The 17,902-nt window shown below is 72.8% G+C and carries 13 protein-coding genes and 1 tRNA gene; 7 read left to right on the top strand and 7 right to left on the bottom strand.

The window, feature by feature from the left end:
• The first annotated feature begins 278 nt into the window (after positions 1-278).
• From POL72_RS45990 to POL72_RS45960, 7 genes are all read left to right on the top strand, one after another.
• Positions 279-1,358, top strand: a complete 1,080-nt coding sequence (locus POL72_RS45990) for an ABC transporter ATP-binding protein (protein ID WP_272103260.1) — start codon at positions 279-281, stop codon at positions 1,356-1,358.
• Positions 1,355-2,101 (top strand): ABC transporter permease, encoded by a 747-nt coding sequence (locus tag POL72_RS45985; RefSeq protein ID WP_272103259.1) that lies wholly within the window; start codon positions 1,355-1,357, stop codon positions 2,099-2,101. Before POL72_RS45990 ends, POL72_RS45985 begins: the two co-directional genes overlap by 4 nt.
• Positions 2,101-3,780, top strand: coding sequence for a GldG family protein (locus POL72_RS45980; RefSeq protein ID WP_272103258.1), 1,680 nt, complete (start codon positions 2,101-2,103; stop codon positions 3,778-3,780). The genes POL72_RS45985 and POL72_RS45980 overlap by 1 nt, the downstream gene beginning before the upstream one ends.
• Positions 3,780-6,119 carry a DUF4340 domain-containing protein gene (locus POL72_RS45975; protein ID WP_272103257.1) on the top strand — a complete coding sequence of 780 codons (2,340 nt, stop codon included), beginning with the start codon at positions 3,780-3,782 and terminating at the stop codon, positions 6,117-6,119. Before POL72_RS45980 ends, POL72_RS45975 begins: the two co-directional genes overlap by 1 nt.
• 69 nt (positions 6,120-6,188) lie before the next feature.
• Complete coding sequence (locus POL72_RS45970; protein WP_272103256.1) at positions 6,189-7,103, top strand: SH3 domain-containing protein; 915 nt, start codon at positions 6,189-6,191, stop codon at positions 7,101-7,103.
• A gap of 135 nt (positions 7,104-7,238) precedes the next feature.
• Entirely contained in the window at positions 7,239-7,811 is a 573-nt protein-coding gene (locus POL72_RS45965) for a hypothetical protein (protein WP_272103255.1), read from the top strand.
• A 346-nt stretch (positions 7,812-8,157) separates the two neighbouring features.
• Positions 8,158-8,505: a hypothetical protein gene (locus POL72_RS45960; protein ID WP_272103254.1), complete on the top strand. Its 348-nt coding sequence runs from the start codon at positions 8,158-8,160 to the stop codon at positions 8,503-8,505.
• A 105-nt stretch (positions 8,506-8,610) separates the two neighbouring features.
• Here the strand turns inward: POL72_RS45960 and POL72_RS45955 are convergent, their stop codons facing one another.
• The 7 genes from POL72_RS45955 to POL72_RS45925 form a co-directional block, all read right to left on the bottom strand.
• Entirely contained in the window at positions 8,611-9,096 is a 486-nt protein-coding gene (locus POL72_RS45955; protein ID WP_272103253.1) for a response regulator, read from the bottom strand.
• A gap of 329 nt (positions 9,097-9,425) precedes the next feature.
• A tRNA-Phe gene (locus POL72_RS45950) sits at positions 9,426-9,498 on the bottom strand.
• Positions 9,499-9,584: 86 nt separating this feature from the next.
• On the bottom strand, positions 9,585-10,499 hold the full coding sequence (locus tag POL72_RS45945) for a hypothetical protein (protein ID WP_272103252.1): 915 nt from the start codon (positions 10,497-10,499) through the stop codon (positions 9,585-9,587).
• Positions 10,496-12,523, bottom strand: a complete 2,028-nt coding sequence (locus tag POL72_RS45940) for a M1 family metallopeptidase (protein WP_272103251.1) — start codon at positions 12,521-12,523, stop codon at positions 10,496-10,498. Before POL72_RS45940 ends, POL72_RS45945 begins: the two co-directional genes overlap by 4 nt.
• A gap of 112 nt (positions 12,524-12,635) precedes the next feature.
• Positions 12,636-13,970 (bottom strand): hypothetical protein, encoded by a 1,335-nt coding sequence (locus POL72_RS45935; protein WP_272103250.1) that lies wholly within the window; start codon positions 13,968-13,970, stop codon positions 12,636-12,638.
• A gap of 34 nt (positions 13,971-14,004) precedes the next feature.
• Entirely contained in the window at positions 14,005-15,834 is a 1,830-nt protein-coding gene (dnaK, locus tag POL72_RS45930; RefSeq protein ID WP_272103249.1) for a molecular chaperone DnaK, read from the bottom strand.
• 160 nt (positions 15,835-15,994) lie between these two features.
• Positions 15,995-17,863 (bottom strand): J domain-containing protein, encoded by a 1,869-nt coding sequence (locus POL72_RS45925; protein WP_272103248.1) that lies wholly within the window; start codon positions 17,861-17,863, stop codon positions 15,995-15,997.
• Positions 17,864-17,902 lie beyond the last annotated feature (39 nt).

Raw genomic sequence — 17,902 nt, 5'->3', positions numbered from 1 at the left:
GAGGGGGCCGCGGCGCTCGGCGTACCGGGTGCGTCGCCTTGCAGAGGGGCCCGTGGCGTGAGCGCCCGGGCCGCCGGGCGCGACGGCGCAGGGTTACCAGAGACGCGCGGCTCTGGCTACTCGCCGGCGCCGCTCGTCGCCAGACTACCGCCGGACCACGCCAGAGCCCGGCGCGCGCTTCCCCTGACCCGCCCGGTGCGCTAAGCGTTCCGCGCGATCGACCGGCCTGCCCGCGCGCACCGCGCCGGCGGCCCTGACCCCCTGCGCCCGATGCCACGATGATCGAGGTCGAGCACCTCTCCAAGTCCTACGGCCCCCACCAGGCGGTGAGCGACCTCTCGTTCCAGGTGAGCCAGGGGGAGATCGTCGGGTTCCTCGGGCCGAACGGCGCAGGCAAGAGCACCACCCTCCGCATCCTCGCGGGGTTCCTCGGCGCGACGTCCGGCCGGGTGCGGATCGCCGGCCACGACATCGCCGAGGAGCCGATGCGCGCGCGGGCCTCGCTCGGGTACATGCCCGAGACCTCGCCGCTCTACCCGGAGATGCGCGTCTCGGAGTACCTCGCGTTCCGCGCCGAGCTGAAGCTCGTGCCGCGGCGCGCGCGCGGCGAGGCCGTCGCGCGCGCCCTCCGCGACGCGCGCGTCGAGGACGTCGCGAGCGTCCTGATCGGCCACCTCTCGAAGGGCTACCGCCAGCGGGTCGGCCTCGCGGACGCGCTCGTCGGCGACCCGCCGCTGCTCATCCTGGACGAGCCGACGGCGGGCCTCGATCCGAACCAGATCCGCGAGGTGCGCGCGCTGGTGCGCCGGCTCGGCCCGGGCCGCACGGTGCTCCTCTCGACGCACATCCTCTCCGAGGTCGAGGCGACGTGCACGCGGGCGCTCGTGATCGCCCGCGGGAGGCTCGTCGCGGAGGGCTCGATCGACGAGATCCGCGCGATGCGCCGGTCGTCCGGCGCGCGCGTCGTCGTGCGCGGGGCGGCGGACGCGGCGCTCGCGGTGGCGCGCGGCGCGGCGCAGGTCCGCTCGGCCGAGGCGGAGGACGCCGGCGAGGCGGCGCGGCTCACGGTCGAGTTCGACGCCGGCGCCGACGCGGGCGAGGCCGCCGAGCGCCTCGTCGCCGCGCTGGTCGCCGCGGGCTTCGGGGTGCGCGAGCTCGTCCCCTGCGCCCCTTCGCTGGAGCAGGTCTTCTCCGAGCTGACCGCGGCCGACGACGCTGACGCGCGGGGCGCCGCCGGAGAGCCGGCCGAGCCCGGGGCGGAGGGCGGCGAGGCGCCTCGGCCGGCGGCCGGGAACCGGAAGAAGAAGGGCAGCGCGGCTCGACGCGGCGAGGGCGGCGCGGTGAAGGAGCGGCGGTGAGGGGCTTCTGGCCGATCTTCAAGCGAGAGCTCTTCTCGCTCTTCGTGACGCCGCTCGCGTGGGTGCTGATCACCACGTTCCTGCTGGTGCAGGGCGTGCACTTCTTCCTGATCGCGACGCAGTTCGCCGGCGAGGTGGAGCTCTCCGCCGACACGGGCCCGGTGCAGGTCTTCTTCGGGCAGACGATCCTGATCTACCTGCCGCTGCTCTTCGTCTGCCCCCTGCTCACGATGCGCCTCTTCGCGGAGGAGCGCAGGAGCGGCACCATCGAGGCGCTGCTGACGGCGCCGGTCGGCTCCGCCGGCGTGGTGCTGGCGAAGTACGCGGCGGCGCTCGTGACGTACGTCGCGATGTGGGCGCCGACGCTGCTCTACGTCGTCCTCATCGGCAGGACCGGCGAGCTCGACTGGCGGGTCGTGGGGTCGAGCTACCTCGCCGTCTTCGCGATCGGCGCCGGCTACCTCGCGATCGGGACGATGACCAGCGCGCTCACGAAGAGCCAGCTCATGGCCGCGGTGCTCAGCACGATGGCGGTGATGGGCATGTTCATCCTCGGCATCGGCGAGTTCATCTTCCCGGACGGCCCGGCGCACGACCTCTGCGCCTACGTCTCGGTGTGGACGCAGATGAACGACTTCTCCCGCGGGATCGTCGATCTGCGCCGCCTCGTGTTCGACGGGACGGTGGTCGCGCTGCCGCTCTTCGTGACCGTGCGCGCGGTGGACGCGTGGAGGTGGGGCTGATGTCCGGAGAGCGGCGCGCGCAGGCCGGGGCTCCGCCGCCGGGCACCTCGCTCGGCGAGAAGCTCTCGGCGAGCGTCGGGATCATCGCAGCGATGGTGCTCGCGGTGCTCGTCAACTTGCTCGTCGCCCGCCACTACAGGCGCTGGGACTGGACGCAGGGCGGGCTGTACACGCTGAGCGACGCGACCGTCTCGACGCTGCGCTCGATCGAGGAGCCGATCCGCGTCTACGTCCTGCTCTCGGAGGGCGATCCCCTGACGCTCTCGGTGCGGCACCTGCTCGACGCGTACCGGGCCGAGAACCCGCGGATCGAGGTCGAGGTGACCGATCCCGACCGGCGCCCGGCGGAGTTCCTGGCGGTGCAGCAGCGCTACGGCGTCGTCGCGGGCAAGACGGACGACGGGCGCATCGTCACGGACGCGGCGATCATCGTCGCGCGCGGCGATCGGCCCCATTTCCTGACCGCGAGCGACCTGGTCGAGGTCGAGGACGAGGACGACCTGCGGTCGCGCCCGCGGCTCGAGCAGGCGCTGACCGGCGCGATCCGGAGCGTCCTGCGCAGCGAGCGGCCGCTGGTCTGCTTCGCGGCCGGGCACGGCGAGAGGTCGATCGAGGCCGGCGGCGCCGGCGGGCTCGCGGCGCTCAAGGACAGGCTCAACAAGAACAACTACGAGGTCGTGGAGCTCGGCGGCGGCCGCGGCGCGGACGGCCACGACGACGAGGAGGAGGCCGGCGCCGCGCCGTCGGAGCCCGCGCCGGAGGTCGATCTCGACCGGTGCCGGGTGCTCGTCCTCGCCGGGCCGAGCCAGCCGGTGCCGGCCAGCGACGTGGCCCGCTACCGCGCGTTCATCGAGAAGGGCGGCAGCGCGCTGATCGCGCTCGGCCCCGTGCCGGACGAGAGCGATCAGCGGTACGTCGACCTCGGGCTCTCGGGCCTGCTCGCCGTGGCGGGGGTCGAGCTCCGGTCGGACTTCGTGTTCGAGCTCGACCCGAAGCTCCGGTCGACGCAGGGCTTCGGCGAGACCTTCGCGCCGATCGTCAGGCCGCATCCGATCACCGAAGGGCTCATCAAGGCGGCCGATCAGGGGCTCGGCCCGGTGCTCACGGTGGCGAGCTCGCTCGCGCCCACGGCGAGCGGGCCGGTGGCCCCGGCGCCCCTGCTCGTGACGAGCGACCAGGCCTTCGGCATGGTCGATTTCTTCGGCTGGGCCCGGGACCCGTCCGAGCCGAAGCCGCGCGACGGCGATCACCCGGGGCCGCTCACGGTCGCCTGCGCCTCGGAGCTGCCGAAGCCCGCGGGGTCCAGCGCCGCGCACGGGCCGCGCGTCGTGGTGGTCGGCTCACCCGGCGTGCTCTACGGCGCGAACTGGCAGAGCCCCGAGCTCCGCGGGACAGCCGTGTTCGTCGAGAGCGCGCTGTCCTGGCTCGCCGCGAGCCCGCCCATGCTCGACATCCCGGACAAGCCGGCGTCCACGGCGGGCCTCCGGATCAGCGAGGACTCGCTCGCCGGGATCTTCCGCTACGTCATCGTGTACATGCCGCTCGCCGCGGCCCTCCTCGGCCTCGCCGTGTACCTGGCCCGGCGCGGCTCCGAGCGCCGCCCCGGCGACAAGGGGGGCCCCGGCGCGCCGGCCGGACGCGGCGCGGCGGCCGAGGCCGAGCGCGAAGGATCGCCGTGATGCGGCCCCTGCGCCGGCACGCGACGACGTTGCTCCTGGTCGTGCTCGCCGCCGCGGCGGCCGTCGCGCTGCTCGTCCTCGACCGGGGCTCGGTGTCCACCGACGAGGCCGAGCGCCGCAAGAAGCACCTGCTCGAGGCGTGGCGGCCCGACGAGATCACCGAGCTCACCGTGACGATGGCCTCGCCCGGCGCGCCGCAGACCGCGCGGCTCACCCGCGGCGAGGTCGACGACGCCGGCCAGCGCCCCTGGAACGTCGAGATCGACGGGCATCGCTACCCGGCCGACGAGCCCACGGTCGACCAGCTCCTCGGCACGCTGGAGTTCGCGACCGCGGAGCGGCGCGTCTCCGCGGAGGCGAGCGACCCGGCCGCCCTCGGCCTGGCCTCGCCCAGGCTCTCGATCGCGCTCGCGATGGGCCCGCGCCGCGAGCGCCTGCTGCTCGGCGGCGGCGCCCCGACGCCGCCCGGCGCGGTCTACGCCGAGGTCGCGGGCCGAGGTGTCTTCGTCATCACGAAGCAGCTCGCCTCGGCCCTCGATGTACCGCCGGATCGCTTCCGGTCGCGGAGCTTCGTCCCCTACGTCGCCGCGGAGCTCTCGGGCCTCACGCTCGACGGCGACGGCGGATCGCGGCGGTTCTCGCGCGCCCCCTGGGGCGGCGGCCGCGGGGCCGGCTTCCGCTTCGCGGAGGGCTCGCCCGAGGGCAGCGGCGTCCGGGTCAGCGCGCCGGCGCTCGACCTCGTGCTCTCGGCGCTCGGCCGCATGCAGGCCGACGCGTTCCTCTCCGAGGAGGAAGCGAGGCAGGCCGCGGTGTCCGGCGGCCCCCGGGTCACGCTGACGCTGGAGCCGAGCGATCCCGCGGCGAAGCGCGGCGTGATCGACGTGGGCGGCGCCTGCCCGGGCCGGCCCGACCACGTCGTCGCGGTGCGGCGCGAGCCCACGCGCGCGGCCGCCTGCGTGCCCGAGAGCGTTCTCGATCCGCTCACCGAGGAAGCGCCGCGCTTCGTCGATCTCGCGCTCGTCGCCGCGCCGCTCGACGAGGTCGCCGAGGTGAAGCTCGCCGCCGGCGAGCGTTCGCTGGAGCTCGCGCGCGCGGGCAGCGAGTGGCACCTGCGGGCCCCGCAGGACCGTCCTGTCCCGACGGAGACGGGCCGCGCCCTCGTCCAGGCGATCCTCGACGTCCGCGCCACGCACCTCCTGCCCGGGGCGAGCGATGTCGCGGCGCTCGGCCTCGCCTCGCCTCGGGCCACCCTCCGCGTCGTCTCGACGCCGCCGGGCGCGGCAAGCGAGGGCGAGCCGCAGGAGCGGATCGAGACGCTCGAGATCGGCGCCGAGCAGGCCGGTGTGGTGCACGTCCGGCGGCTCGAGGACGGAGCGATCGCCGAGATCCCTGCCCTGGCCGCCGGCGCGCTCCTCCCTTCCGAGGTGTCGCTGCGCTCCATGAAGGTGTTCGATTTCACCCCCGATCAGGTCAGCGCGCTGCGGATCGAGCGCCCCGGACTGGTCCAGCGGCTCCGCCGGACGGACGAGGGCGCCTGGCGGCTCATCGAGCCGAGCGGCGACGGCCTCGAGGCCGACGGCGGGCTGGCGGACGAGCTCGCCGAGCTGCTCGCCGGCCTCCAGGCCGAGCGCTGGATGACCGCGTACGCTGACCAGAGCTACGGGCTCGGCGCGCCCCGGCTCACGGTCGAGGCCGAGCTCGACCCCGCGACGGAGTCCGGCGCTGGAAGCACCGGCGCGGCGACGCGCGCGGCCCGGGTGGAGCTCGGCGCGCGCGCCGGCGCGGGCTCCTTCGCGCGCGCCGGGGACGGCGCTGCGGTGTTCGTCGCGCCGTCGTCGCTGGAGGCCGCGGCCGGTCGCCTGTTGCTCCGCCGCGACGTCTTCCTCGTCCCGCCTCACGAGATCGCGCGGGTGACGCTGGCCCCTCGGGGCGCGAAGCCGGTCGTGCTCGAGCGCTCGGCGGAGGGCTTCACGATCGCGGGAGCGGCCGATCGGGCGCGCGCCACCGCGCTGGCCGCGGGCGTCCGGGACGCGCTCGCCGATCTTCGGGCCGAGGGCGCCGTCGCGCTGGGCGAGCCGGAGCGGCATCATGGCCTCAGCCCGCCCCGCCTCCGGATCTCCGTCGAGCTTTCCAGGCCGCAGGCCGCCCCGGCGGAGGACAGCGACGCGGTCCCGCCGCGGGCGCCCGCGGGGTCGTTCACGATCGCGATCGGCGCGGGCGACGCCTTCCGCGGCACGAACGTCGTCTACGCCCGGCGCGACGGCGTGCGCGCGGTCTACGCCATCGCGCAGTCCCGGGTGCGGCCGCTCCTCGAGGCGGCGGGCATCGCGGGCGACTGAGCGGCCGCGGCCCGATCGAACGGACTATTTCGTTCCGATGGCTCACCTGTGCTAGGCGACGTGCTGGACATGGCGAAGGCGGACATGGCGAAGAGGCAGCGCCCGCTGACGGTCGACATCCCCCGTCCCGGCGATGAGCAGCCGGTCTGGTCACGGGTGGGGGTGATCGCGCTGGTGGGGTTTGTCGTCGGCGTCGCGTGGCCCAAGCTCGCCGGCGTCCGCATCGGCCCGAGCGTGCCCTCCGACGTCAAGGCGACGGCCGAGGCCACGGCGACGCCCGCGTCCCCTCCCCCCGCGGCGGCCGCGCCCGGGACCGCGGAGCCCGAGGCCAAGCCTCCGGAGGCCGCCGCGAAGAACCAGCAGCAGGTCGTGGTCGGCCCCGGCAGGATCACGCGCTGCTCCGACAAGAAGAACAAGAAGGTCGAGGACTGCGGAGAGCTCCAGTTCGATCCGATCGCGCTCCCCCGGCTGAAGGAGCTCGCCCAGTGTCCGGCGGCGCTCGGCGTGGACGGCAAGCTCCCGATCGGCTTCGAGCTCAACTTCGAGAAGAAGGAGGTCCAGGTCGTCAAGGGGAAGAAGACGAGCCTGCCCGCCTCGACGGCCAGCGGCATTCTCCAGTGCGCGGCGCGCGAGTTCTCGAACGTGTCCCTCGAGGAAGTCCCGCACAAGTACCGCCGATACTCCCTGGTTTACACTGCCACCTTCTATCCCCCCGGCGCGCAGGCCGACACCGCGAAGGCAGAGGCCGGCAGCGGCGAACAGGAGCAGGCCGCCGGCACGACCACGAGCGAGACCGCCGCCAGCGGCCTGGCCACGGTGAGCTGGGATACTGCGCTCGTCCGCGGTGCGCCCAAGGAGGGAGATGTGGTGATGCGCCTGGTGCGTGGCACTCGGGTCAAGCTCGTTGGCCGGCAGAACGACTGGTACAAGGTCGAGCACCGCGGCAAGACGGGGTGGATGTACCGCGGCGCCATCGGCATGTAACCGAGGGTAACCGACGGTAACCGAGGGGGGCCGCGAGCGCCGGCCTGCCTGGAAACACGCAGGCGGCTTCAGGCGCGGATCCCAGGGCTGCATCCGAGCGAGGGCGCGTCGGTTCGCGTAGAATGGTCGGGGCCGATGACGCGCAAGTTTTCGCTCCCCCTGCTCCACCTGGGCCGCGCCGATCGCGCCACGGCGCCTGCGTCGACCACGCCCACGGTGGACGCGGTGCGTGAGCGCCTGGGCGGGCGCGCGTCGACCGAGCCCGGCGTGGGCGAGCTGGTCCAGCTGACCACCGCCGCGGGCGAGGCGCTCCCCGGGGTGGTCCTGTACAGGCGTGGCACCACCGTCGATGTGTGGATTGACACCACAACAACCACATCCTCCACCCAGGACGAAGCTCGAAGCTCGGCCCGTGCTCAGGCCGTGGCCGGTCGGGGCGTTGTTCACCGAGCGCGCCCTGCCAACCTCGCGCCGTTGCGCGCCGGGGCGCCGGACTCGCTCCTTGCCGTCGCGGCCGACGCGCGCGTCTTTGCGGCCCTGAGCGAGGGCCAGCGCATCCGGTTTCAGGACGGCGGAGACCTCGCCGAAGGTACGCTGGTGGAGAAGTGCCGCTTCGGCGGCCTGGTGCAGCGCGACGACGGCGCGCTCCTCGGCGTCGGCTTCCGCCGGCTCTGGCCAGCGCAGGCCGATGGTGCCGCGAGGAACTGAACGGAGCTGAACGGAACCGCGCGGGAGTCGAGCAGAACGAAGCGAGGGAGGGTGGCTCCGGGAATGCCTGCGTGAGCAGGGGCCCGTGGCCAACACCGCTGGTTTTCGGCGCTGGATCAGCCGTAGACGCCCGGGTCGGGCTCATGATGCCTGGCAGCAGCCGAGTCGGCGCGCCGCGCCCCCGGCGTGACGCGCCGAGGGCTGCAAAGGCGCCAGGAGGCGCCCGGATTGACGCGCCGCCGCGCGCGTCCGGGACGCCGAACGTGCGGCTTGTACCCCCTCCGCGGACGCGATAGACAGGCCACAACATCGTAGCTCGCGCGACGCGCGACCAGTCGGAGGTACAATGTTGAAGCTCGCTTGCTCGTTCACGGTCGTCCTCGCGCTCGCCATGCTTCCGGGCTGCGGGCCCTCCATCTCGGGTCTGTGCGAGGACAGGTGCGATTGCACCGGAGACTGCAGCCCGGACGACGAAGAGGACTGCGTGGACAACCTCGAAGACGCCGAGCGCGAGGCGGCTTCGCAGGGCTGCGAGGAGCAGTTCGACGAGGCCCTCTCCTGCGTGGATGACGAGTTCGCGTGCCGCAGCGGCGCGGTCGACGTCGATGGGTGCCGCGAACAGGTCGACAACCTGAGCGGCTGCGCCGATCTGGCGACCGGGCTCAAGTTCTGGGCCGCCTTCAATCTTAACTGAGGGTTGACCGCGTGACGGGCGCCGGGCGCCTGTGTGGGCGGAGGCTCGGCTCGGCTCCCGGAGCCCAGCCTCTGACGCCCGCGCGCGCCGAGGGGGCGAGATCGCTTATTCGCCTAGGTGGGTGCGGACCTTCGTGAGCAGCGTATTGCTGTCGAAAGGCTTGATGAGGTAGTCGGTACACCCGTTCGCGAAGCCGATCTTGATGCTCGTCTGATCGCTCCTCGTCGTCATCATGATGATCGGGACGGTCTTCGTCGCATCGAACGCGCGGAGCCACCTGCAGGCCTGGAAGCCGTCCATCGCCGGCATGACGACATCCATCAGGATGAGATCGGGGCGCTCCGCAATCGCCTTCGCGATGGCCTCCTTGCCGTTGCGCGCGATGACAATGTCGTAGTCGTCCACGCCGAGCGTCAGCTGCTGTGACAGCAGCGAAGTCAGCGAGTCGTCGACGACGAGGATCTTCTTCTTTCGAGCGGTCTCGCTGGGCTGGCTACTTGGCGCGGACGGCCGGCTCCGCGGCGCCGAGTCGGAAGCGGAGGCCGTTTCCGGAGAGCTCTTTCGCGAGGAGTCGACACGACGATCGGCCATGAGGGAGCCTCCATGAGGAGGCGCGTTCCCTGGGGCGCCTCCGGAGTGTTCAGGTTGCAACGAGTGATCCCCCCGTCACCTTATCAGGATCGCTACCGCACCGGAACCAAGTTCCACTGTCACCCGATGTGGCCAAACCCGCGAAAGTACTCCTGAACAGACCGCTGCGCCCTGCCCTCTTCCGCAGCGAGCCGACGAGGCCAGCTGGCGAGAGGCGGAGTTACCCGCGAACCCACGACAAGCGGCTGCGCCGTGCAGAACGGCTGCTCACGCTAGCGTGAAGACGGTACGGCGGCGTTTGCTCGCCGGTCCAAGGAAGGAAACAGTAGTGCCCAGGGACGGAATCGAACCGCCCACACGAGGATTTTCAATCCTCTGCTCTACCAACTGAGCTACCTGGGCTTTGCTGCGGGCCCCGCGCTTACGCCGGAAGCGTCGGTCACGGGCGGGCTACGTTACGTGGATGTGGCCGAATGTCAAGGAATTCTTCAGGGCGCGGAGCGATCGAGCAGCCGGAGGGCGGCCGCGAGCCACGAGGCGCGCAGGTAGGCCGCGACGGCGAACGCCGCGAGCTGCACGGCGAGCGCGGCCGCGACGCGCAGGCCCGTGCTGACCCCGGCCAGGTGCATGACCCACGCCCCGCCGGCGAGCGCGACGGCAGCAAGGACGCCCCTGGACGCACAGGCCCAGGCGGCCGCGAGCGGAGCAGCACGCAGCGCGTCGAGCCCTCTGGAGACGGCTGTGTAGAAGCCCCGCTGCTCGCCGACCACAGCGACCCGCGCGACATCGTGGAGCAGGCCGATGGCCGCGACAGGTACCAGCGCGGCCGCGGCGACGGCGATCGCCGCGAGGTCGCGGCCGCGCGGCAGGACCGGGAGCTCCGCGCAGAGCTTCGTCCCGGGGAGCAGGACGAGCGCCGCGGCGGCGACCTGCGCCGCGAGCGCGACGCCCCAGAGCAGCGCGAGCGGGCCCAGGGCGCGCGCCGCGCGGCCTCCCAGGTCCTGCGCGGAGAGCGGTCCCTCCTGGCTCAGCGCGGCGAGGAGCACCGCGAGCGGGAGCAGGCCGAGCGCGGCTGCCAGCAGGGTGCCCAGGCCGAGCTGCGTGGCGAGGGCAGCGGCGACATGCGCCGAGAGGCGTGTGAGCTCGCCGAGCATCAGGCCGCCGGGATCGAAGAGGATCGCGTCGCCGCGCGGGTACTCGCCGACGACCTGGGCCACGAAGACGGACAGCGGCGCCGCGACGAGGACCGAGGCGAGCGCCCTGTAGCCGAAGTACAGCGCGACCGCCGCTGGCCGCTCGTGCGCGGCGGGGCGCCCCACTGCACGCCGCCCGCGCCCTGGATCGGCCACCGCGGCCCCCTCCGAGCCCGGATCGCTCGCGCCCCGCTCCGCCGGCGCGCTCATGGCCCGAGGAGCGTGAGCGCGAGCCCCACGGCGAAGCTCGCGCGCGAGAGCACGCCAGGCGCGAGGAGGTCGGGGCGCGATCGGCGCGCGTTGTTCGCGAGGTCCTCGTCGAGCAGCACCCGGTGGTCGGGGTCGATCACCACGGCGACGAGCGGCGAGGCGCCGGCGTAAGGGATCGCGGCGACGCTGTCGCGCGCGTCCCACCGCGCCCGCTGCACGCTCCCGTCGGCGCCGTGCAGCGCGACATCGACGGGGAGCACGAGCGAGCCGCGGCGCCGCACGACGGCGCGGCCGCGGTAACCCGCCGCGTCGATCCCGGCCTCGCCTGGCGCGAGCGCCGCGCCGTCCGCGGGCCACGCATTGAACGCCCCGACCGCGTAGTCGACCCACGCCCGCTCGAAGAGCCCGGCGCGGAGCGCCTCGGCCGCCTCGTCGCCCACCTCCCGCCGCACCGCGTCGAGCAGCGCCTCGGGGCCGGGGTGCTGGAACCGGTTCTCACGCGCGTAGCGGCCGACGGCCCGCCGCACGAGATCCTCGCCGTACACGCCGGCGAGCGTCGCGAGGAGCACCGCGGGCCTCCCGTACACCAGCCCGAGGTAGTCCGTCCCGTCGACGAAGCCCGCGGCCGGCTGGGCGACGGCGCCGTTGTGGCCCGACCTGAGCGCGTCGGCGCGGTACTGCGTGCGGAGGTCGATCTCGAGCCCGAGCAGCCGCGCCGACGAGCCGTCGCCGTAGCGCGCGCGCAGCGCGTCCGCTTCCGCATAGGTGGTGAGGCCCTCGTCGAGGAACGGGTAACGGTGCTCGTTCGTCGCGACGAGGCCATAGAACCACTGGTGCGCGAGCTCGTGCACCGTGACCGCCTCGACGTAGCGCACGCCCACGACGGGCCAGAGCCAGCTGCCGCCGGTCGTGATGAGCGTTGGATACTCCATGCCGCCCGCCTCCTCGGCGCCCTCCGGCGGGTGCACGATCGTGAGCGTGCGGTACGGGTAGCGTCCGAACGCCGCGCCGAAGCGCTCCAGGCCGAACCGGACGAGGTCGATCTCCAGCGCCGCCTCGCGCTCGCTTCCTTCGGGGAAGAGGCACCGGATCGCGACGCCGTCATCGGTCGTGGCGCGCAGCTCGCGGAAGCGGTCCCACGCGGCGAAGGCGAAGTCGTGCACGTCCTCCTGCACGAACCGGCGGATCGCTCGCCCGTCGGCCCGCCGCTCCTCCACGAGCCGGCCGGTCGCCCCGACCGCGAAGCGCTCCGGGACGTCGACCGTCACGTCGTACGCCCCGAAGTCGGCGTAGAACTCCGAGAGCCGGTGGTAAGGGAAGTGCGCCCAGCTCCCGTCGGGCTCGAGGCGCGCGATCTTCGGGAACCACTGCGCCACCATGTGGAAGGTCCCGTAGTGACCCGTCCTGAGCGCGAGCGACGGGAGGTCCGCGTCCCACGCGAGATCGATGGTGATCGCCTCGCCCGGAGCGACGGCCCGCGGCAGCTCCACCCGGATGTCGGTCTCGTCGTCGCGATCGCCGGGCGTCGTGGGCTTCCCCTGGGGCCAGACGTCCGCGCCCTCCATCTCGCGAACCGCGAAGCGAGTCACCTGGATATGCCCGTAATCATACAGCATTTCGCTGCCGCGAAAGCCGTCGATGGACGAGCGGAGGAACACGGTGCGCTCGTCCTTGAAGGCGTTCAGGTAGAGGTGGACGAACAGCTCGCGCTGCGGCGCGCGCGACGCGTTCCGCCAGACCAGCGTGCCCTCGCCGTGCATCGTGTGCTGCGCCGGATCGAGGCTCGCGCGCAGCGTGTAGCTCGCGACAGGATCGGCGTGCGCCGCGAGCTCGGCCTCCGGTGGAGGCGCGGGCGCCGGAGCTGCCAGCGCTGGCGCGGCGCTGGCGCCGGAGGGAGCGGACGGGGACCGCCGCGCCGGAGCGTCGGGCTCGATCGGCTGGATCGTCGAGAGGAGCGACGCGCCCATGCGGCCGGCGAGCAGCGCGAGGAGGAGACCGACAGCGGCCTGGAGAGCCGTGCGCACCGGTGCAACCTAGCGAGCTTGCGCCGTCGCGGAAAGGCGGGTCTGGGGACGCGGCGGCTCGCCCGGAACGATGAGGCGAAGGCGACGCCGCGACGTCAGGCGAGGCCGGCGCCTAGACGCTGCAGACGATCCCCTCCTGCACGAGCTCGTACAGGAGCCGCAAGGCCTCGAGCGTCTGCATGCCCGACACGTCGAGGATCTCGTCGATCGAGCTGTAGCCGTCGATGCACGAGAGCAGGAAGCCCGCGCGGTGATCGAGGTTCAGCGAGCGGAGCTGATCCGGGGGCACCGCGAGCCGCAGCACGCGCGAGCCGTCTCCGAGGCGCGACTGGTACATCTGCCGGAGCGTCTCGACGCAGCTGTCCGCGTACTGCCGCGCCATCCAGTCCTTCGGGTTCTCCTCGAGCAGGCCCTCCGCGAGGACGAGCGCTCCGCCGAAATCGCCCTGATCGAACCGGTGCTGCATCTGCTCCCGCGGCCCCTGGGCGCTCAGCTGGGGCTCGGTCGCGCGTGAATGAACCCCCTTGTCGGCCTTCGCGACGGCCGCAGGCGCGCGCTCGGTCTCGGATCGGCGCGGAGCGCGCGCCGCGCCCTGCGCCTCGCCCGAGACCCTGTACGAGGTCGAACCGGCGAGCGCCCCCGTCCCGCCGCGGAACGCGGACTCGTCATCCTCCACGAGCAGGCCGTAACGGAGCGTGCCGGGCGGCGGCGTGATCGGCGGCTCGTCCATCGGCGGGCCCGGCTCCTCGAACCCGAGATCGAGGCGGAAATCGATGCCCAGCGGCCCGCCGTCGTCCGGACGAGGGACGCGCCCCTTCGCGGCCGGGGGGACGTGGACGTCCCGCGCGTCGACCGGCGGGCCACCGAAGACGTCGATCTCGCCAAAGCTGCGCGGGTACGGCTGGCTCGGCTCGCGCAGGAGATCGTCGTCGAGCTCCGCCCCGAAGTCGCGCTCGGCGTCGAGCGATCCGAACCCCATCCGCCCGCTGGGCCGCGACGGGACCCCGGGCTCGTCGCACTCCAGGCCGAGCCTCGCCGCCTCTCGGCCGGAAGCGCCGTGTTTGCTCGAGAACGAGGAGCCGGGCGGCGGCTCCCACGGGATCGTCCTGCGCGGCGGCGGGGCGGGCGGGTACCCCTCCGGCGGAAAGGCCTCCGGAGGGCGCTGCCGCTGGGCGGTGATCTCGGAGCTCGAGTGAGAGCGGCGGGTCATCATCTTTGCCACGTAGTCGCTGACCGGGATCGGCGGCGGGAGCGTGATCTTGCCCTCGCCGTCCGGCAGCAGGGGCGTGCCGGCGGGCGGGGTTTCCATGCGCGGTGAGCCATTCTCCTCGCGGGCGAGCGCGGCGAGCGCGAGGAGCTCCTCCGAGGCGACCGGTTGGGTGTCCTCGAGCTCGTCCACCTCGTCGAGCCCCCAGGAGGAGTCCAGGGTCTTGGAGTCAGGCGGCACCGACCGCATCGTCTTCCCTCATCGCGGCCACCCATCACCCCTGTGGCCTGGCTACGACGCCCTTGAACATCCGGTGGGTGCGCGAGAGCGCCTCCATCTGCTCCTTGACCGCGGCGGCGTCGCGCCGGCCGATGGCCTGACGCGAGCGATCCACGATCCCGCGCGCCTTGCCGATGGCGTCGCGGCCGAAGTCGCTGGACGCCACGATCTGCTCGACCTGCGGGAACATCCGCTCGATCTCGGCGATGAGCTTCTCGGCCTCCTGCCGGACGCCCTCGAACTGGTCGCTCGCGCGGCGATCGACGAGGTACTCCTTCGCCGCCTCCATCATCTCGCCGACCTCCTCCTTCGTGAGGCCGCTCGACGCGGTCACCTGGATCGACTGCTGCTGGCCCGTCTCCAGATCCTTCGCGCTCACCGAGACGATGCCGTCGCTGTTGATCTCGAACGTAACCTCGATCTCGACCTGCCCCTTCGGCGCGCGGCGCAGGCCCGTGAGGATGAACTCGCCGAGCAGCTCGTTGTCCGTCGCCTTCTGGTGCTCGCCTTGCATGACGAGGATCTTCACGGCGGTCTGGTTGTCGCGGCTCGTCGTGAAGATCTTCGACCGGCTCGTGGGCACCGTGGTGTTCTGCGGGATGAGCTCCTCGAAGTTCGACCCGAACGTCATGATGCCGAGCGCGTGCGGCGTGACGTCGAGCAGGATCATCTGCTTCGTCTCGTCCACGAGCGCCGCGCCCTGCACCGCCGCGCCGAGCGCGACCACCTCGTCGGGGTGCACCCCCTTGCACGGCTCGCGCTCGAAGAAGTCGCGCACGGCCTCCTGCACCCTCGGCATGCGCGTCATGCCGCCGACGAGCACGACGTCCTCGATCTCGTCGCGATCGAGCCGCGCGTCCTCGAGCGTCTGGCTGCAGATCTCGATGCACCGCTCGACGAGGTCCTCGCACAGCTCCTGCAGCGTGGCCCGCGAGAGCGTCCGCTGGAGGTGCAACGCCTCGTTCCGCGCGCTCGAGATGATGAATGGAAGGTTGATCTCGGTCTCCAGGACGCTGGACAGCTCGCACTTCGCCTTCTCGGCCGCGTCCTTGAGCCGCTGGAGCGCCATCCGGTCCTGCCGCAGGTCGACGTCGTGCTGCTCCTTGAAGCCCTGCACCAGCCAGTCGATGACGCGGGCGTCGAAGTCCTCGCCGCCGAGGAACGTGTCCCCCGCCGTGGCGATCACCTTGAAGACCCCGCCCGCGCCGATCTCGAGCACGGAGATGTCGAACGTGCCGCCGCCGAGGTCGAAGACGGCGATCGTCTTCTCGACGTTCTTGCCGAACCCGTACGCCAGCGCCGCCGCCGTCGGCTCGTTGACGATGCGGATGACGTCGAGCCCCGCGATCTGGCCCGCGTCCTTCGTCGCCTGCCGCTGGTTGTCGTTGAAGTAGGCGGGGACGGTGATCACCGCCTTCGAGACCGGCTCGTTGAGGTAGTCCTCGGCGAACAGCTTCATCTCCTGGAGGACCATCGCGCTGATCTCGGGGACCGAGTACGTCTTGTCGCGCAGCTGGATGCGGACGTCGCCGTGCGGCCCCTCGACGATCTTGTACGAGGCGGTCAGGATCGCGTTCTTCACCTGCGGGGACGACCACTTGCGGCCGATCAGCCGCTTCGCGGCGTAGACCGTGTTCTCGGCGTTGGTGATCGCCTGCCGCTTCGCGATGTGCCCGCAGAGCCGCTTGCCGGCCTCGGTGATCGCGACCATGGACGGCGTCGTCTTGTACCCACCGCGATTCGGGATGACGGTCGGGACGCCCTCCTCGACGATGGCAACGCACGAGTTCGTGGTGCCAAGGTCAATGCCGATGACACGCTCCATCGATGCCGCTGCTCCTCTTGTGATCTTCGGCCCGAACGGCCGCTGAGGCCACGATGCTAGACCGTTTCGCGGAGCCGAGCGGGCCAATCGTGCGCCGTCTCTGCGGAAGGCGCCGCCCCGGGCCTGCCCGAGGCCGGCGCGCCTTCTGTAAGGGCCGGCGCTAGACTTGCTTCCCCTGCTGTTTGGCCTGCTCGCGCGCCTGCGCGACGAGGCCGCGCAGCCTACCATCGTTCCCTGCGAGCTCGGCGGCGCGTTCGAGCTCGCCGGCCGCGCTCTTCGCGAGCCCCGCGGCCGCGTACGACAGCGCGAGCGTGAGCCGGTACTCCACGGAGGCGGGCACGAGCTCCACCGCCCGCCGCGCAAACTCCACCGCCCGCCGCGTGCTCTCCCCGGCCTGGAGCGTCGCATACGCGACCCGCTCGTGCGCGCCGGCGTCGTCCGGGCGGCCGTTGCACACCTTCACATAGCTCAGCGCCGCATCGACCCAGCGGCCGTTCTGTGCCTCGTACTCGGCCTGCTTGAGGTAGCCGTCTGCCAGCGCCACCGCCGCGAGGCGCTCCACCTCGGCCGACGCCCTCTGGAGCTCGGCGTCCTCCGGAGCCAGCGACGCGGCGATCCGGTAGGCGTTGGCCGCGCTCGCGAACTCGCTCCGCTCGAGCGCGGCCCGAGCTACCTCGGAGTACCGCGCGATCTGGCTCCGGAGCGCATCGTTGCGGGCGTTCTCGTAACGCGCCTTGAGCGCCTCGACCGCCCGCATCGACTCCGGCGAACGCACGCCGGAAGGGGTCTTCGGCGGCGCCGCAGGGGCGCCTGCCGCTGCAGTCGGCGCGACGGCCGTTCCAGGCGCAGCGGTCGCCACAGCCGGCGCGGCGGCCGCCCGAGGCGCAGCGGCCGGCGCGGCAGCCGTTCCAGGTCCAACTGGCGCGGCGGCCGCCCGAGGCGCAGCGGTCGCAGCGGCCGGCGCTGGAGCCGCGCCGGACGCAGCGGCCGCCGAGGCAGAGGGCGCCCCCGGCGGATGGCGCCTCAGGCCTCCGGTGAGCTTGCGCGCGAACGTCTCACGCCGGTCCTTGGCGGTGGGAGCAGGCGCGACAGGCGTGGTCGGCGCTGCGCTCCGCGCCGGCGCACCTCCGTTGTCGGGCGAGGCTCCTGCGGGCGGCTGCGCCGGCGACGGCTGAACCGGCGCGGCGGCGCCGGAGGACGCAGCGGACGCGCCCTGCTCTGCGGGCGCGCGCTCGGAGGAATAACGCCCGGGCGACGCGCCCATGTCGCGCGGATCGGCGAACGCGGCGCGCACCGTGGCGTCGACGGCGGTCGTGATCGTGGCGATGTCGCGGGGCGTCTGCTCGATCAGCGCCGCCATCGTCCGGTTCTTGTGGGTCTGCTCGAGGTACGCGTCGTACTCGGCGCGCCGCTGCTTCGACGTCAGCGTGTCGTGCGCCAGCGTGATGCGCGTGAAGATGGCCTCGATCTTCGGCTTGTAGGAGCCGAGCTGCTTCCGGAAATAGGTGTCCGGATGGAACTCCGGCGCGAGCTGGTAGTAGGCGCTCTTGATCTGCTTCTTGTCCGCCTGATCCGCGACGCCGAGCAGCGCGTAATAGCTGAGATCCTCGAGGCGGTAGTAGAGGTCGAGGATGCGCCGCTTCCGGTCGGGGGCGAGCTCGACCGGCTCGTCGAGTTCGGCGGGATCGTAGAGCGGCAGGGACTCCATGTGCTGCAGCGCGTCCCGGCCGAGCGGGGTGGCCTCGGACCCGGACGGCATCGTCTTCTCCGGATCCACCGCGGCCGTGCGCCGCGCGGCGTCCCGCGGCGGAGGCTGTCCGGAGGGCTCCCCGTCCAGGAGGATCGCGCCGAGGTCCCGCAGGCGGCGCAGCGCCTCGACGGTATCACCGTGCGACATTCCCGTGATCAAGGACAGATCCCGATCCGTCAGGACGCCATCGATCCGGGACAGGAGGAACGCCTCCGCGGGTTTCAGCGGGAGCGATTTGAGATCGTACCCGGGCTTCGGCCTTGGAACACGCAACGTCATCGGGTCGAGCAGCGGCCCCCTCCCGCTCGAGTCTAACGA

The organism is Sorangium aterium, assembly GCF_028368935.1.
Classification (GTDB): domain Bacteria; phylum Myxococcota_A; class Polyangia; order Polyangiales; family Polyangiaceae; genus Sorangium; species Sorangium atrum.
The sequence above is the reverse complement of the archived record's forward strand: the minus strand, read 5'-3'. Positions and strand labels throughout refer to the sequence as shown.

Excerpts from the sequence above, each read along its gene's own strand:
- POL72_RS45990 (WP_272103260.1), top strand. The coding sequence starts at position 279 with ATGATCGAGGTCGAGCACCTCTCCAAGTCCTACGGCCCCCACCAGGCG.
- POL72_RS45980 (WP_272103258.1), top strand. The coding sequence starts at position 2,101 with ATGTCCGGAGAGCGGCGCGCGCAGGCCGGGGCTCCGCCGCCGGGCACC.
- POL72_RS45975 (WP_272103257.1), top strand. The coding sequence starts at position 3,780 with ATGCGGCCCCTGCGCCGGCACGCGACGACGTTGCTCCTGGTCGTGCTC.
- POL72_RS45970 (WP_272103256.1), top strand. The coding sequence starts at position 6,189 with ATGGCGAAGGCGGACATGGCGAAGAGGCAGCGCCCGCTGACGGTCGAC.
- POL72_RS45965 (WP_272103255.1), top strand. The coding sequence starts at position 7,239 with ATGACGCGCAAGTTTTCGCTCCCCCTGCTCCACCTGGGCCGCGCCGAT.
- POL72_RS45960 (WP_272103254.1), top strand. The coding sequence starts at position 8,158 with ATGTTGAAGCTCGCTTGCTCGTTCACGGTCGTCCTCGCGCTCGCCATG.
- POL72_RS45955 (WP_272103253.1), bottom strand. The coding sequence starts at position 9,096 with ATGGCCGATCGTCGTGTCGACTCCTCGCGAAAGAGCTCTCCGGAAACG.
- POL72_RS45945 (WP_272103252.1), bottom strand. The coding sequence starts at position 10,499 with ATGAGCGCGCCGGCGGAGCGGGGCGCGAGCGATCCGGGCTCGGAGGGG.
- dnaK (WP_272103249.1), bottom strand. The coding sequence starts at position 15,834 with ATGGAGCGTGTCATCGGCATTGACCTTGGCACCACGAACTCGTGCGTT.
- POL72_RS45925 (WP_272103248.1), bottom strand. The coding sequence starts at position 17,863 with ATGACGTTGCGTGTTCCAAGGCCGAAGCCCGGGTACGATCTCAAATCG.